The organism is Ponticaulis koreensis DSM 19734, from assembly GCF_000420665.1.
In the GTDB taxonomy this organism is placed as follows: Bacteria; Pseudomonadota; Alphaproteobacteria; order Caulobacterales; family Hyphomonadaceae; genus Ponticaulis; species Ponticaulis koreensis.
On the sequence record NZ_ATVJ01000001.1, the window covers coordinates 1,226,830 to 1,241,322 of the forward strand.

General features: G+C 55.0%; 11 protein-coding genes. 5 read left to right on the forward strand and 6 right to left on the reverse strand.

The features are described 5' to 3' along the window. Positions 1-39: 39 nt before the first annotated feature. Positions 40-1,686 carry a BCCT family transporter gene (locus G523_RS0106420; RefSeq protein WP_022694211.1) on the reverse strand — a complete coding sequence of 549 codons (1,647 nt, stop codon included), beginning with the start codon at positions 1,684-1,686 and terminating at the stop codon, positions 40-42. Between the two features lie 283 nt (positions 1,687-1,969). On the opposite strand from G523_RS0106420, the gene G523_RS0106425 reads away from it, so the two are divergent. The 4 genes from G523_RS0106425 (at position 1,970) to G523_RS0106440 (ending at position 7,676) form a co-directional block, all read left to right on the forward strand. Further along, the gene (locus G523_RS0106425; protein ID WP_027441512.1) at positions 1,970-4,567 is read left to right on the forward strand and encodes a TonB-dependent receptor; all 2,598 of its coding nucleotides are present in this window, start codon (positions 1,970-1,972) and stop codon (positions 4,565-4,567) included. A 98-nt stretch (positions 4,568-4,665) separates the two neighbouring features. Beyond that, complete coding sequence (locus G523_RS0106430; RefSeq protein WP_022694213.1) at positions 4,666-6,651, forward strand: tetratricopeptide repeat-containing sulfotransferase family protein; 1,986 nt, start codon at positions 4,666-4,668, stop codon at positions 6,649-6,651. Between the two features lie 13 nt (positions 6,652-6,664). Then, a complete protein-coding gene (locus tag G523_RS0106435) occupies positions 6,665-7,147 on the forward strand; it encodes a MarR family winged helix-turn-helix transcriptional regulator (RefSeq protein ID WP_022694214.1) in 483 nt (160 codons plus the stop codon). A 67-nt stretch (positions 7,148-7,214) separates the two neighbouring features. Further along, positions 7,215-7,676, forward strand: a complete 462-nt coding sequence (locus tag G523_RS0106440; protein WP_022694215.1) for a thermonuclease family protein — start codon at positions 7,215-7,217, stop codon at positions 7,674-7,676. Here G523_RS0106440 and G523_RS0106445 read toward each other — a convergent pair whose 3' ends face one another. From G523_RS0106445 to proC, 4 genes are all read right to left on the reverse strand, one after another. After that, positions 7,677-8,699 carry a YihY/virulence factor BrkB family protein gene (locus tag G523_RS0106445; RefSeq protein WP_022694216.1) on the reverse strand — a complete coding sequence of 341 codons (1,023 nt, stop codon included), beginning with the start codon at positions 8,697-8,699 and terminating at the stop codon, positions 7,677-7,679. 98 nt (positions 8,700-8,797) lie between these two features. Then, positions 8,798-10,369, reverse strand: a complete 1,572-nt coding sequence (gene putP / locus G523_RS0106450; RefSeq protein ID WP_022694217.1) for a sodium/proline symporter PutP — start codon at positions 10,367-10,369, stop codon at positions 8,798-8,800. An 85-nt stretch (positions 10,370-10,454) separates the two neighbouring features. Beyond that, positions 10,455-11,720 carry a glutamate-5-semialdehyde dehydrogenase gene (locus tag G523_RS0106455; protein WP_022694218.1) on the reverse strand — a complete coding sequence of 422 codons (1,266 nt, stop codon included), beginning with the start codon at positions 11,718-11,720 and terminating at the stop codon, positions 10,455-10,457. Between the two features lie 39 nt (positions 11,721-11,759). Next, positions 11,760-12,575, reverse strand: coding sequence for a pyrroline-5-carboxylate reductase (gene proC, locus G523_RS0106460; RefSeq protein WP_022694219.1), 816 nt, complete (start codon positions 12,573-12,575; stop codon positions 11,760-11,762). A 214-nt stretch (positions 12,576-12,789) separates the two neighbouring features. Here proC and proB point away from each other — a divergent pair, with 214 nt between their 5' ends. Continuing rightward, on the forward strand, positions 12,790-13,959 hold the full coding sequence (proB, locus tag G523_RS0106465; RefSeq protein WP_022694220.1) for a glutamate 5-kinase: 1,170 nt from the start codon (positions 12,790-12,792) through the stop codon (positions 13,957-13,959). Here proB and G523_RS18310 read toward each other — a convergent pair. Next, entirely contained in the window at positions 13,956-14,438 is a 483-nt protein-coding gene (locus G523_RS18310; RefSeq protein ID WP_022694221.1) for a MarR family winged helix-turn-helix transcriptional regulator, read from the reverse strand. The genes proB and G523_RS18310 overlap by 4 nt on opposite strands. Between the last annotated feature and the right edge of the window lie 55 nt (positions 14,439-14,493).

The following is a 14,493-nucleotide window of genomic DNA, read 5'->3' on the forward strand; positions in this document are numbered from 1 at the left end:
ACCAGAATAACGCCAGAGAGGGGTGTTTCAATCAGAAAGTTATGAGTTGAGTTCTTCTGTTTCTTCTTCAATCCAGGCTTTGGATTTTTTGTGTTCGTCCAGCATGCCGAGACAAAGAGTTATACAGCAGATGAGGAGAATGATCGTGAACGGAATAGCCGCCGTGATCGTGCCCGCCTGTAGAGACTGGAGCGCATTTTCGCCGCCGCCATAGAGGAGGGCAGACGCCGTCAGGCCAAGCGAGCAGGCCCAGAAAATGCGCTGATAGACCGGCGCATCTGTCTTGCCGCCAGAGGTAATCGTGTCGACAACCAATGCGCCGGAGTCCGCTGAGGTCACGATGAAGACGATAAGCAGCGTGATCGCTACGATTGAGGTGATCATTCCGAACGGTAGCGAACCGAGCATCTGGAACAGGACGATGGATGAATCGCTCACACCATCTGCCAGATCGCCAACGCCCTGATCAAATTGCAGGATTGCGGTTTCGCCGAACGCTGTGAACCAGATCAGGCAAATTGCGAATGGGGCGAGCAGAACCACGGTGAAATATTCGCGAACCGTGCGGCCTTTGGAAATCCGCGCGATGAACATACCCACAAATGGTGACCAGGAAATCCACCATGCCCAATAGAAGATGGTCCAGTCATGGAACCATGAAAGGTCTTCGCGGCCGCGCCAGTCGGTCAGTGCCGGTGTGTCTGTGACATAGGCCAGAAGGTGATCGCCGAGGCCTGTAAAGATGAGCACGGTCGGGCCGGCAATGATGACGAATACGAGCAGGCAGAAAGCGACGCCCATATTGATGTCGGACAGGAGTTTTACCCCGCCATCCATGCCGCGGATCACTGAAATTACGGCTAACCCGGTCATGGAGCAAATCAGGCCGATCTGAAGCCAGATGCTCGATTCAATTCCGAACATATAGGCGATACCGTTCGCCGCCTGCGTGCCACCAAGGCCGATTGTGGTTGCGAGACCGAAAATGGTGGAGACAACTGCGAACAGGTCGATGATATGGCCCGGCCAGCCCCAGATGCGTTCGCCAAGGATGGGGTAGAAGGCAGAACGAATGCTGAGTGGCAGGCCTTTATTGTGCGCAAAGAAGCCGAGGCAGAGACCGGCGACAGCGTAGATCGCCCAGGGCGAAAGTCCCCAGTGGAAGAGGGTGGAGGAGAAAGCGAGGCTCTTGGCCTCCGGCGTTGCGCCCTCAACATTCAGCGGCGTGCCATACCAGTCGGTGTAATAGGCCAGCGGTTCAGCCGCGCCCCAGAACATGAAGCCGACGCCCACACCAGCGGCAAACAACATGGCGATCCATGAGAGAATGCTGAAATCAGGGGTCGCATCCTGCCCGCCGAGGCGGATACGGCCGAGCGGCGAAATGCTCAAGGCGACGCAGAAGATCAGAATGATTGGCGGCGTAATCGCAAACAGCCAGTCGAAGTTCTGCAGCGTGCCTGCTTTTGCGCCGAGCAGGAAGTCTGATGCGGCATCGGGGAAGATCAGCGTCAGGACTGAGAAGAGAAGTACGATGCCCGCAGACAGGAAGAAAACTGGATTGTGAATATCAAGGCCCATGACCTCGACATTGTCCTGACCGATCTCATAGTCGGTGTCGTATTCCAGAATATCCTGAGGGACGATGAGCTCTTCTTCAGAGCCGGTCTGTTCGATATCAGTCATCACACCGTCATGCAGGAAATATCTAGATCGTCAAACAAAAGATTCTCCGTTTCTTGCTTTCTAACCCTCCATATAGTGCCGAACGCTACGGAAATCGAAGGAAAGTGTGACCTAAAAGCCCCAAAAATTGCGGCTTCTTAGTCATGAACGGTTACCAACCTTTCCATTGTCGAAATAATCGACTAACCAAACGCTCAAGCTTAATGGGCCTCTCTGGGGCCCGTGGGGGATTCGATTGGGCTGGATTCCTTTTAATGATCGAAACAAAGTGAAAGAGGACATCATGAGAAGACTTCTTCAGAGCGTCTCAGTTGTTGCATTTGCAAGTGCGACCGCGGCCGGAGCTTTTGCGCAGGACGCACCTGCGCAGCCAGAAGACCGCCGCCTGCAAGCCGTTCAGGTTACAGCGACGAAGCGTGAAGAATCCGCTCAGACAATTCCAGTGACTGTAACAGCACTGGGTGAGCAGGAGCTGGAGAGCCTCGGCGTTTCCAACTTTAATGACTATCTCGTGCAGCTGCCGGGCGTAACAGCCGGTGGTTCTGGTCCGGGTCAGAACACGATTTATATTCGTGGCCTCGCGTCTACGACGCCAAACCTGACAACAGCGGGCGTCGCAGGTCTTGCGCCTAACGTTGCGCTTTATCTCGACGAACAACCAGTGTCTCAGCCGGGTCGTAACCTCGATGTTTACGCGGCTGATATGCAACGTGTTGAGGTGCTCTCCGGTCCACAGGGTACGCTCTTCGGTGCGAGCTCTCAGGCTGGTACGGTTCGTCTGATCACAAACAAGCCGAGCCTTGATGGTTTCGAAGCTGGTTTTGACGCGTCTACGTCCTTCACTGAAGGCGGCGAGATGTCGAACAGCGTTGAGGCGGTCATCAACCTGCCTGTGACAGATAACTTCGCGCTTCGCGGCGTTGTCTATACAGACCATGCTGGCGGCTATATCGATAACGTTCCGGGTACACTCAATGTTCGTGAATCCGCGCGCTTCCGCGAAGCGAGCACAGTTCGTGCAAACGGTACGGTTGTCGGCGCAAACCGCGCAGGCTTCCAGGCTCAGGGCAACACAGCTGCGACTGACGCTTACCTCTCTGGTGTAACGTTCATCGACGCCGACAACGCGACAATCGCTGAAGACGACTTCAACGACGCGACATATAACGGCTTCCGTCTGTCCGGTTACTATGAGTTCAATGACGACTGGAACCTTCTGGTCGCGCACTCCCAGCAGCAGCTTGAAGCTGACGGTGTCTTCTATGACGATCCGGAACTTGGCGACTATGAGGTCACACGCTTCACAGAAGACGAGCTGGACGACAGCTATCACAACACGGCGTGGACCCTTGAAGGCCGTATCGGCTTCCTCGAAGCGGTTTACACTGGTGCTTACACAGAGCGTACAACGGATCAGGTCGTAGACTATTCTGACTACCTCTTCGTCGGTCAGTACCTGCCATACTACATCTGTGACTATGACGTGACTTATCCGACTGGTCCTGCACCAGCTGGCACGTGTTACGCGCCGGATATGTTCGTAGAATCGTCTACAGAAACAAAAATCCAGACACACGAAGTTCGCTTCAACACACCGGCTGATGAGCGCTTCCGTGCAACATTCGGTGCGTTCTATTCTAATCTTGAACTGGCAGAGCTGAACGACTTTACCTATCCGGGTTCAACTCAGGTTGTTTACACAGACGGTTCAGTTGGCTTCGCGCCAAACTATCCGCTGACGAACGGCGCGGCGACACCTGGTCAGGTTGGTAACGAAACTCAGGGCTACTTCTCTGACCCGGGTCCGTTCCCGAACGGCGTAATCTTCCGTAACGATGTTCTGCGTACGGACGAGCAAATGGGCATCTTCGGTGAAGCCACATTCGACCTGTCAGACCAGTTCGCTGTGACGGTTGGTGCGCGTTGGTACGACGTAGAGGTTGATCTGGAAGGGTCTGCGAACTCTTCATTCTTCAACCTGTTTGCTGACACAGACCAACAGGTGTTCGGCACGAACATCTCTGCTCAGTTCGCACCTGGCAACACAGTTGGCGCGCCTGACACAGCGTCTACGGACGGTGTTATCTTCAAAGCGACTGGTGAATGGACACCTACAGATGATGTTCTGCTCTACGCGACATATTCTGAAGGCTTCCGTCCAGGTCTTCTGAACCGTCCAGGCGGTGCATCAGGTCCGGGTGGCTTCACAGTACCTTACGCAGTCGACACCGACGAAGTGAAAAACTACGAGATCGGTTGGAAAACCGAGCTGTTTAACCGCTCTCTGCGCTTTAACGGTTCTGCGTTCTTCGTAGACATTTCCGGTCTGCAGACGACGATCTTTGACCCGTCCATCACGAACCTCTTCTTCTCTGATAACGCTGCAAACGCAGAGCTTCAGGGTGTTGAAGGTGAATTCGCATGGGCGCCTGCATCTATCAACGGTCTGACCGTTGCAGGTGGCTTCTCATTCCTCGACTCAGAGGTGACAGAAGTTCTCACGCCAACACAGGACGTTCTGGTTGGTTCCGAGCTGGCGTTCGCGCCGGGGTATCAGGGCAATATCCGTGCACGTTACGAGTGGGATCTGGAGCAGACGATTGCTGGCTCTCCACTGACAGCGCACGTTATGCCTCAGCTGATCTTCTCTGACTCAAGCGTCACAGACATTATCGAGATCAACAAAATGGAACTCGACAGCTACACAACACTTGGCGGTACGCTGGGTGTGACAGCTGACAGCTGGTCTGCAGAACTCTTTGTGACGAACCTCACAAACGAGCACGCAGAACTGTCTGGTAACTTCGTCAATGACCGTGAGCGCATTACGCCAATGCGTCCACGTACGATCGGTGTTCGTTTCTCATACGATTACAACTGATCTGAACATCCTGACGGATTGAATTAATTAGATGGCGCCCTGAAATGAGAGTTTCAGGGCGCTGTTGCCTTAAGGACGTGTCTCTTTAAAAGCATCTCATGACTGTGATTTCACCGGACCAACTCAAACAACTTCAATCCCTTATGAAAGCAGGCCGTTTCGACGAGGCTTTGCGTCAGGGAGAGGCGTTGCTTGGTGAAACCGGCGAGCATCAGGACACGCTCTATATGTGCGCCGTGTGTGCGCGCTATCTCAAAGAATTCGACAAAGCTTCAGCCCTGATCGAACGCTTGAAACGGTCTGCGCCGGACTTCGGCCGCGGCTTTCAGGAAGAAGGGCATTTGCGCCTTGCTATGGGCGACGAGCGCGGTGCGCGTGAGGGGTATGCCTGCGCTGTGCGCTATAACCCTGCGCTCATCGCCAGCTGGGAAAAGCTGGCCGATCTGAATTACCGCGCAGGTGATCAGGCAGGTGCTAACGAGGCCTATGCGCAGGCTGAACGTATGAAGACGTTGCCGCGCGAACTGATCGCGGTGATCAACCATCTCCATGAGGGCCGTATTCTGCGCGCCGAGGAGATTGTTCGCGCCTATCTGCAGAAGAACCCGCGCGACACTGAAGGCATGCGCCTTCTCGCGGATATCGGGTCGCGTCTGTCTGTGCTCACGGATGCAGATTTCCTTCTGGAAACGGCCATCGAGTTCGAGCCGGAAAACCTGCAGCTGCGCATTGATCATATTCAGGTGCTTCGCAAGCGTCAGAAGTATGAGGCTGCGCACAAACAGGCTGAATATCTCTATCAGAAAGACCCGAGCAGTCCGCTCTTCCAGTCGCTTCTGGCGATTGAGAGCATGCATGCCGGTGAGATCGATCGCGCGCTGGAGCTGTTCGAGCAGGTTCTGGACAAGAACCCGGATGATCTGGCGGCGCTTACCTCGCGCGGTCATGCGCTGAAAACGTTTGGCCGCTCAGACGAGGCGGTGACCTCCTATCAGCGTGCGCTTGATGTGACGCCGCTTCATGGCGATGGCTGGTATGCGCTCGCAAATCTGAAAACCTACAAGTTTGACGCTGCGGACATCGCGAAGATGGAAGCCGCGCTGGACGACCCGAATCTCGCTTTCATGTCGCGTATTCATATCTGTTTTGCGCTTGGTAAGGCGCATGAAGATGCGGGCGATTATGATGCGGCTTTCGAAGCCTGGCGCGAAGGCAATGCGCTGAAGACACGCCAGACGCGCTATACGTCCGAGCAGATGGAAATCGAATTCGAGTCCCAGAAAAAGCACTGCACACCGGCCCTGTTTAAAGCGCGAGAAGGTGTTGGCCATCAGGCGCCCGACCCGATTTTCATTCTCGGTCTGCCACGCGCAGGCTCTACGCTGCTTGAGCAAATCCTCGCCTCTCACAGCATGGTAGATGGCACGCTGGAGCTGCCGAATGTGCTGGCGACAGCGCACCGCCTGCGTGGCCGGAACATGATTTCGGACCGAGAGCGCTATCCACGCTGTCTACACGAAATGGACGATGCCGACTTTGAACGTCTGGGTACGGAGTATATTGAAAATACACGCGTGCATCGTCAGGGCGCACCGTTCTTTACCGATAAGATGCCGAATAATTTCCGGCATATCGGTCTCATCCATCTGATGCTGCCGAACGCGAAGATTATTGATGCGCGACGCAATCCGCTTGATTGCTGCTGGTCCGGCTTCAAGCAGTTGTTTGCCGAAGGGCAGGAGTTCACCTACGGTCTGCAGGAAATCGGGCATTATTATCGTGGCTATGTGGACCTGATGAACCATTGGCATGATGTATTGCCCGAGGGGCGTATTCTGAAAGTGCAGCACGAAGACGTGCTGGACGATACAGAAGGTCAGGTGCGCCGCATGCTGGAGTATTGCGGACTGCCATTCGAACAGGCCTGCCTCGATTTCCACAAAACAGATCGTGCGGTAAGAACAGCCAGCTCTGAGCAGGTACGCCGGCCGATCAACCGGTCTGGTATGGAACAATGGCGTCCGTATGAGGCGCATCTGGAACCATTAAAAGAAGCGCTGGGTCCTGCGCTGCATGATTTTTAAGAGGGTGAAGCCAATGAGCGAGCGCTCCGCTGAAGCACTGATTGCCATCCGCCAGATACAAAGGAAGATCGAACAGTCTTCCAAGCGTCTGGCCGAGATTGAAGGCCTTACCCCGTCGCAGCTTAAAGTGCTGCAAATGCTGACGGAGTATCCCGAGGTTTCGGTCGGCTGGATCTGCGAACAGACCCAATTGAAGAATGCGACCATCACCAATCTTGTAGATCGGCTCGTGGCGCGAAACATGGTCAGTCGACGTCGGTCTGAATCTGACCGCAGGAGGGTCTGGATCAAACTGGAAGATGCAGGTCGCGCGGCGCTCGAACATGCGCCGGACCTTCTTCAGGCTGAGTTTGAAGGCCGTTTTGACGAGTTGCCAGCCTGGCAGCAATCCATGGTGGTTGCATCACTTGAACTGGTGTCCAGCATGATGGACGCGGACAAGATTGAAGCGGCACCCCTTCTGCAAACAGGCTGGCTGGGCGAGAAGTCAAAGTAGCTTTGCCCCACAGCCAAACCAGGTAGTTTTAACCGTTCATTAATCGCGCAAGCGCAGCTTGCGGCGCATGCGATGGATTTACTGGGCCATATTTCTGGGCGTTCTCGCCTTTGCTGCTTCGGCGACGACTGACCGTTCTGGCAACGTCCAGACGGCGGAAAATATTTATTGGTCAGATGGTGATTCAGGCCGGATTGATGGCCAGCCATTTCGCCTGGCAAATGTGGACTCTCCTGAAACCGGCGGTGTTGGTGCAAGAGGCGGCGCACGCTGTGAGGCTGAACGCGAGATCGGCTATGAGGCCAAGGAATTTATCGTCGCGCTTACCCGTCGTGCGGAAGTGCAGATCGCGCAATCCTATGGCGAGGACCGTTATGGTCGTCTCGTCGTTGATCTGACCGTAAACGGGCGTAGCCTTGCCGAGATCGGCATGGAGGCCGGGCATTATCAGCCATGGCCACATCGCGGCCAGCGCGCCCTTGCGCCAAAGCCTGACTGGTGCGGTCAGCTCATGGCATCTCTCGACTGATTAGAGATCAGGTCGCATGGCGACGGTGTCGGCGACAACGGCATTGCGTTCACCGAGCGGTGCCGGTTCGCCAGTTGTTGTATCGCAGATGATTTCACGCTCCAGTTCTGAATTCAGTTCTGCACCGACCAGCACGATGAGATAGGTCCAATGTAGCCATAAAAGCAGGACAATGATTGCGCCGAACGAGCCATAAACCGCGTCGAAATTCGCAAAATTAGAGATGTAAAGCGAGAAGAGCGCAGATGCGCCGAGCCATGCGACCGTCGCGAACAGGGAGCCAGGGATGACCCAGTTCCAGCGCGCAAGGCTGCGCGACGGGGCGCGCCTGTAGAGGATGAACAGCGCGGCAAAGAAGGTGAATGCCAGAAGCGGCCAGCGCAAAATTGTAAGCGTTGCCTCGAACGCACCGCCAAAGCCGAAAAGGCTGAGCAGTACCGGCACAACAGAAATCAGAAGCTGGGCGAAAACGAGCACCAGAATGGAAAGCAGTGTGAAGCCCATAATTCGCAAATTGAGGCTCAGAAAGCTCCGGTCCTCTGTCTCGTCATAGACAATGTTCATCGCGTTCAGCACGGCGCGCATGGCATTGGCTGACGACCAGATCGCAATGAAAACGGAAATGGCTAGACCAAGACTGAGTGCGGGTTCAGACGATTCTGTGATCTCGATGAGCCGGTCGCGCAGAAAGCTTGCGCCATCTCCTGGAATGATCACAAAGAGCAGTTCGAAATGGTTTGCGGCCTGCGTTGCGTCTGCGAGGAGACCGTAAAGCAGCACTACTGATGTGAGCAGCGGGACCAGCGCCATCAGCGTGAAAAAGGAACAGCCTGCAGCGACGACAGCGAGGTTATCGCGCCCGAATTTCGCCGCCACACGTTTCAGAACATTCCACCAGGCCTTGGGCGGAAGTTTGAAGGGATTGCCAGCGCTTGTCAGCTCGTTTTCCATGCGCGCATGAGGCGGATAACCGGAGTCATGCTGGTCGGAATTTTCGAAATCGGAGTCGGATGCGGTTTGCATATCAGGAAGACAACGCGCAATGGTCGCGAAGGTTCTGTATAAAATGAAAAAGCCCCGCCAAAGAGACGGGGCTTCTGCAAAGTGTGTTGTGTCTCGGATCAGATGATCGAGCCAATGCCCTTACCGTGAACTTCGTCCATAGTGTCTTCCATGGCCGAGAATTCAGCGAGGACTTCCTCTTTTGGCTTGCCGGACACCATGGAAACCACGACGCCTGCAATAGCCGAGAAGGCAACGCCCGGGATCATCGCATAGATGAGGCTTTCCAGAGGCGCACCGTCGAGAATCGGCACGTAGAGCCAGACGAGTACAGTCACCGCGCCAACAATCATGGAGGCAAGCGCGCCATTACGCGTATAGCCCTTCCAGAAGAGGCTGAGCACAACCAGCGGGCCGAAGGCAGAGCCAAAGCCTGCCCATGCGTTGGAGACAAGGCCGAGGATAGAGCTGTCAGGGTTCCATGCGAGCGCAATCGCGACCACCGAGACGCCAACCGTTGTCAGACGGCCAATCGTCACCAGAAGGCCTTGCGGCGCATCCTTGTTGAAGAAGGTCTTGTAGATGTCCTCTGTCAGCGAGCTGGACGAGACCAGAAGCTGGGACGAAATTGTGGACATGATCGCCGCCAGAATAGCTGCCAGCAGGAAGCCGGACACGAGCGGGTGGAACAGGGTCTGCGAGAGAAGGATGAAGATTGTCTCGTTATCACGCAGGTTCTCCTGAAGGCCGTTTTCATTGACGTAAGCGACGCCAACAATACCCACCAGAACAGCACCAATCACGGTGAAGAGCATCCAGCTCATCCCGATATAACGCGCGGTTGCGACGTCCTTCAGGGACCGGATCGCCATGAAGCGGACGATGATGTGTGGCTGGCCGAAATAGCCAAGACCCCATGCCATAAGGGAGGCGAAGCCAAGCCCTGTCATACCGTCAAACCAGTTGAAGAAGCCCTCACGTGTCGGGCCATCAGACCCGTCAATGTCCGTGAATGGCGGGGCTGTCGCAACCGTCTGTGCGATCGCATCCGTGCTGCCGTTAAAGTGCATATAGCAAACGATTGGCACCAGGATGAGCGCGATGAACATAATACAGCCCTGCACGAAGTCTGTCAGGGACACGGCAAGGAAGCCGCCCACAACCGTGTAGGCCAGAACTACGCCAGCGGTCACAAACAGGCCCATCTGGTAGTTCATGCCAAAGCTTTCAGCGAACAGCTTGCCGCCGGAAACTATGCCGGCAGAGGTGTACACCGTGAAGAAGACAATGATCACCAGCGCCGAGATAAGGCGTAGAATGTGGGAATTGTCGTGGAAGCGGTTCTCGAAGAAATCCGGTAGCGTGATCGAGTCTTTGGCGATCTCGGTATAGATACGCAGACGCGGCGCTACGAAGCGATAGTTCAGATAGGCGCCAATGGTCAGGCCAACGGCGATCCAGGCTTGCCCCACGCCTGCCAGATACACCGCGCCAGGCAGGCCCATCAGCATCCAGCCGGACATATCAGATGCACCCGCAGAGAGCGCGCCGACAGCCGGGTGAAGCTTGCGGCCACCGAGCATGTATTCGTTCAGGTCAGACGTTGATTCCCTGTATGCGTAGAGGCCAATGCCCAGCATCAAAAGGAAGTAGGCGCCTAGCGATACCATTTCGAAAATGTTGATCGTCATGTCGTTTGGTCAGCCCCTCATATGGTTCTTCATAATCGTCGGATTGGAAAAAGGGCGCTTGTGGCGCCCTTATCTGGAATGGTGCTTATGGGCGGGTCTGGCCCGAGCCGTGCACCAGATATTTGAAGCTTGTCAGCTGTTCGAGGCCTACCGGGCCACGCGCATGCATCTTGCCTGTCGCGATACCGATTTCGGCACCCATGCCGAACTCGCCGCCATCTGCAAACTGCGTGGAGGCGTTGTGCATGACAATCGCGCTATCGACTTCCTGCTGGAAGCGGCGCGCTGCGGCTTCGTCTTCCGCCATGATGGAATCTGTGTGGGCAGACGAGTGGGCTTTGACATGGGCAATACCTTCATCAATGCCGTCGACCACTTTCACAGATAGAATGGCGTCGAGGAATTCTGTGTCGAAATCTTCTTCGCTCGCAGCGACAACACGGCTGTCGATAGCTTGCGCAGCAGCATCTCCGCGGAACTCGCATTCCGGCATATTGTCGAGAAGCTTCGGCAGAATGTCGCCCGCAATAGCTTTATCCAGCACCAGGCTCTCTGTCGCGCCGCATACGCCCAGACGGCGAAGTTTGGCGTTACGGACAACGTCTTTGGCTTTGTCGAGATCAGCGGACTCGTGAACGTAGATATGGCAGTTGCCATCAAGGTGAAGAAGCGTCGGCACAGCAGCCTGATCGCGCACCAGTTCAACAAGGCCACGTCCGCCGCGCGGGATGACGAGGTCAACATATTTGGTGCAACGCAGAAGCGCTGTCACAGCCTGACGGTCCGGAATACCGATTGTCTGAACGGCATGCTCTGGCAGGCCTGCTTCTTTCAGGCCTTTGGCAAGGCATTCCACAATCACTTTGGTAGAGTGCTGGCTGTCTGAGCCGCCACGCAGAATGACTGCGTTACCAGACTTCAGGCAAAGCGCGCTGGCATCAGAGCCGACATTCGGGCGGGACTCGTAAATCATGCCGATGACGCCGAGTGGCACTGCAACGCGTTCGATGCGCAGACCGTTCGGACGGTCAAACTGTGCCAGCTGACGGCCGACCGGATCTGGCAGCTCAGCAATATCTTCCAGCGCTTTTGCCATGCCCTCAATGCGCTCTTCATTCAGCATGAGGCGATCAATGAAGGAGTCCGGCTTGCCGGCGTCTTTGGCGTAAGCCACGTCTTTTTCGTTCGCGGCGATCAGCTCGGACGTCGCCGCGCGAAGGTTCGCAGCAGACTTACGCAGAGCGTCATTTTTCTGTTTGGTTGTCGCCGTAAGGAGACCTTGCGCCGCCGCTTTCGCGCGGGCGCCCAGTTCGTCCACATAGGCTTCAATTTTCTTGTCGAGCGTACTCATAAGTAATGTCCTGATCGGTATTCTGTTTGTTTAGCAGGTTTAGCGGAGCTCTACAGCCCTGTTATACGCGGCCTGCGTCGTGTCCGCGAATAGTTGGCGAAGCGTATCCTCACGCATCAACTGTTCGAGACCGGCTTGTGTTGTGCCGTTTTTGCTGGTGACGGACTTGCGAAGATCTTCCAGCGTTTTTTCGCTTTGTTCGGCCATGGCCGCCGTGCCGAGCACTGTGCCGATGGCCAGCATGCGCGCATCTTCTTCTTCAAAACCGAGATCCATCGCTGCCATCGCAAACAGGCGAAGCACTTCAAAGAAATAACCCGGCCCGGAACCCGCAATAGCGGTGAAACGGTCGATCTTGTCTTCCTCATCGAGCCAGATAAACTTGCCGTTATTCGTCGCCATGGCATCGATGACGGCCTTATCGGCGTCACTGCACTTGTCGTTTCCGTAAAGCGCAGACAGGCCGAGCTTTACGGAAGCTGGCATGTTCGGCATCATGCGGGCAATCGGCCGTTCACCGAGATAAGACTGCAGCGTGTTCATCGATGTGCCTGCAGCAATGGACAGAACAAGGCAATCCGTACGCATGAGATGCGGGGCATTCTTGATAACATCTTCGATAAGCTGGGGCTTCACTGCGATGACGATCAGATCGAAATCGCTGTCCTTTACATCTTCAGCAGAGCCGTAAACCGTCACATCGTCGGCAATGACAGGTTTGGCGGGGTCAACAACAGTGAACTCGATGTTTTCGACTTCATTCCAGCCGGAGATCAGGGCCTGACCCATATTTCCGCAGCCGAACATGAGGGCTTTTTTAGTTTGAGTTCCGGTCGAGCCAGACAAGTCATTCATATGGTAGTTTCCCGTTTCGCTTACAGCAGATATAGTTAGTGTACTAAGTATTCAAGGGGCGGAGGGTTCCGAAAGAAATCGGCGTGAAACCGCGATAAATGCGGCTTAGCATATATTTCAGAGAAAGGAATGGGGAACATAGCGGGTGCTGAGGGGTTGTTTACACAAAGGACCCCCTCTAGATAGAGCCGCAAGAAACTTTGAGGAGAAAGTATTGGTTGCTGAAAACCGCATCGTCGTAAAAGTCGGATCAAGCCTGCTGGTAAATGAAGAGCATCTGACCCCAAGCTATGCATTTATTCACGGGCTGCTTGGAGACATCGCTGCACTGCGACAGGAAGGAAAAGAGGTCGTTCTGACGTCTTCCGGATCAGTCGCGCTCGGGTTGGGACTCCTTGACTTGGATCCTGCAGAGGCAGGCGTACAGGATAAGCAGGCGGCAGCAGCTGTGGGGCAGCCTTACCTTCTGAACGTTTATAAACAAGTCGCTACCGAGTACGGCTTTGATATCGCGCAGGTGCTTATCACGGCAGAAGATCTTGAGAATCGCCGTCGTTTCCTGAATACGCGCAACACAATTACACGTCTGCTCGAGCGCGGTATTCTGCCGATCGTCAACGAGAACGACACCGTCACCACCGAAGAAATTCGCGTGGGCGACAATGACCGTCTCGCAGCGAAGGTCGGGCAGATGCTCATGGCATCAAAGCTGCTCATCCTGACCAGTATTGACGGCCTTTATGACCGCAATCCGGAAGAGGAAGGTGCGCAGTTTGTGGAGAAAGTTCACGATGTTGCCGAATATCTGGAAGTTACCAAATCTACGAGTTCGCTTGGGTCCGGCGGTATGATGACCAAAATGCAGGCTGCGAACATGGCGCAGAATGCAGGCTGTGCGACGCTTATCGCAAAAGGTGAAATCGACAGCCCGATTATTGCCGTGCTGAATGGCGAGCGCCGCTATACCGAGTGCGTGGCGGAGAAAGATCCTGCGTCCAGCTGGGCAGTCTGGTTGACGGACCGTCTTAACATGGCAGGGTCAATCACTGTGCGGAACAACCCGGCACGTGACATCCGTTCCGGCGAAATTGGTGTGCGTGCGCAGGATGTTGCGTCTATTCAGGGCGATTTTGGTAAGGGCGACGTCCTTCATATTTTCGACGAGGACGGTCTTGAGGTTGCGCGTGGCCTGACGAATTTCGGCTCACAGGAAGCGCTCATTCTGGCGCTGAACCAGGACAAAACGCCTAAAGAGCTGCTGGGCTATAAAGCCAGTGACGTGATCATCAACCAGAAGAACCTTATTCTTCTGGAAGAACGTCACCTCAACTGGGACCAGCCTGTAGACGACGTTCTGCAGGTCGATGAAGTCTCTCTCGACTAGAATGTATCAGAGTGCTGGAGGTCGCCGATTTCAAGAATTGGCGCAACGTCCAGCGCTTCTGCATTCATCATTCCGGCAATGCGCTGCAGCGACGAGATCAGCTGCAGCCTTTCCCATTCTTCAAGCTTTGAAAACCGCTCGATAAAACCCGCCTGCAACAGGTCGGGTGCGTTTGCCATTTTCTCTTTCCCGGTCGCGGTCAGGGTCAGATAAACAACGCGTTTATCTTCATTGCTTCGTTCTCTAACAATCAGGCCTGCGGACGCGAGGCGGTCGATGATTGAGGTCACGGTCGCTTGCGAGAGGTGGACCGCTTTTGCGATCTGAGACGGCTTAGCGCGCCCCTGAAGCTCGATCTCCTTCATGACGAGGAGTTGCGGTGAAGTGAGGCCGATTTCCCGCACCATTTTTTTTGAATGCAGGTCAATGGCGCGCGTAATCTGGCGCAGCGCGATCAGGACGTCGTTTGAATTGGACATAAATTGAATCTAATCAAGGCGCGCTGTCATGCAAGGTAAAACGCCGCTCCATGAC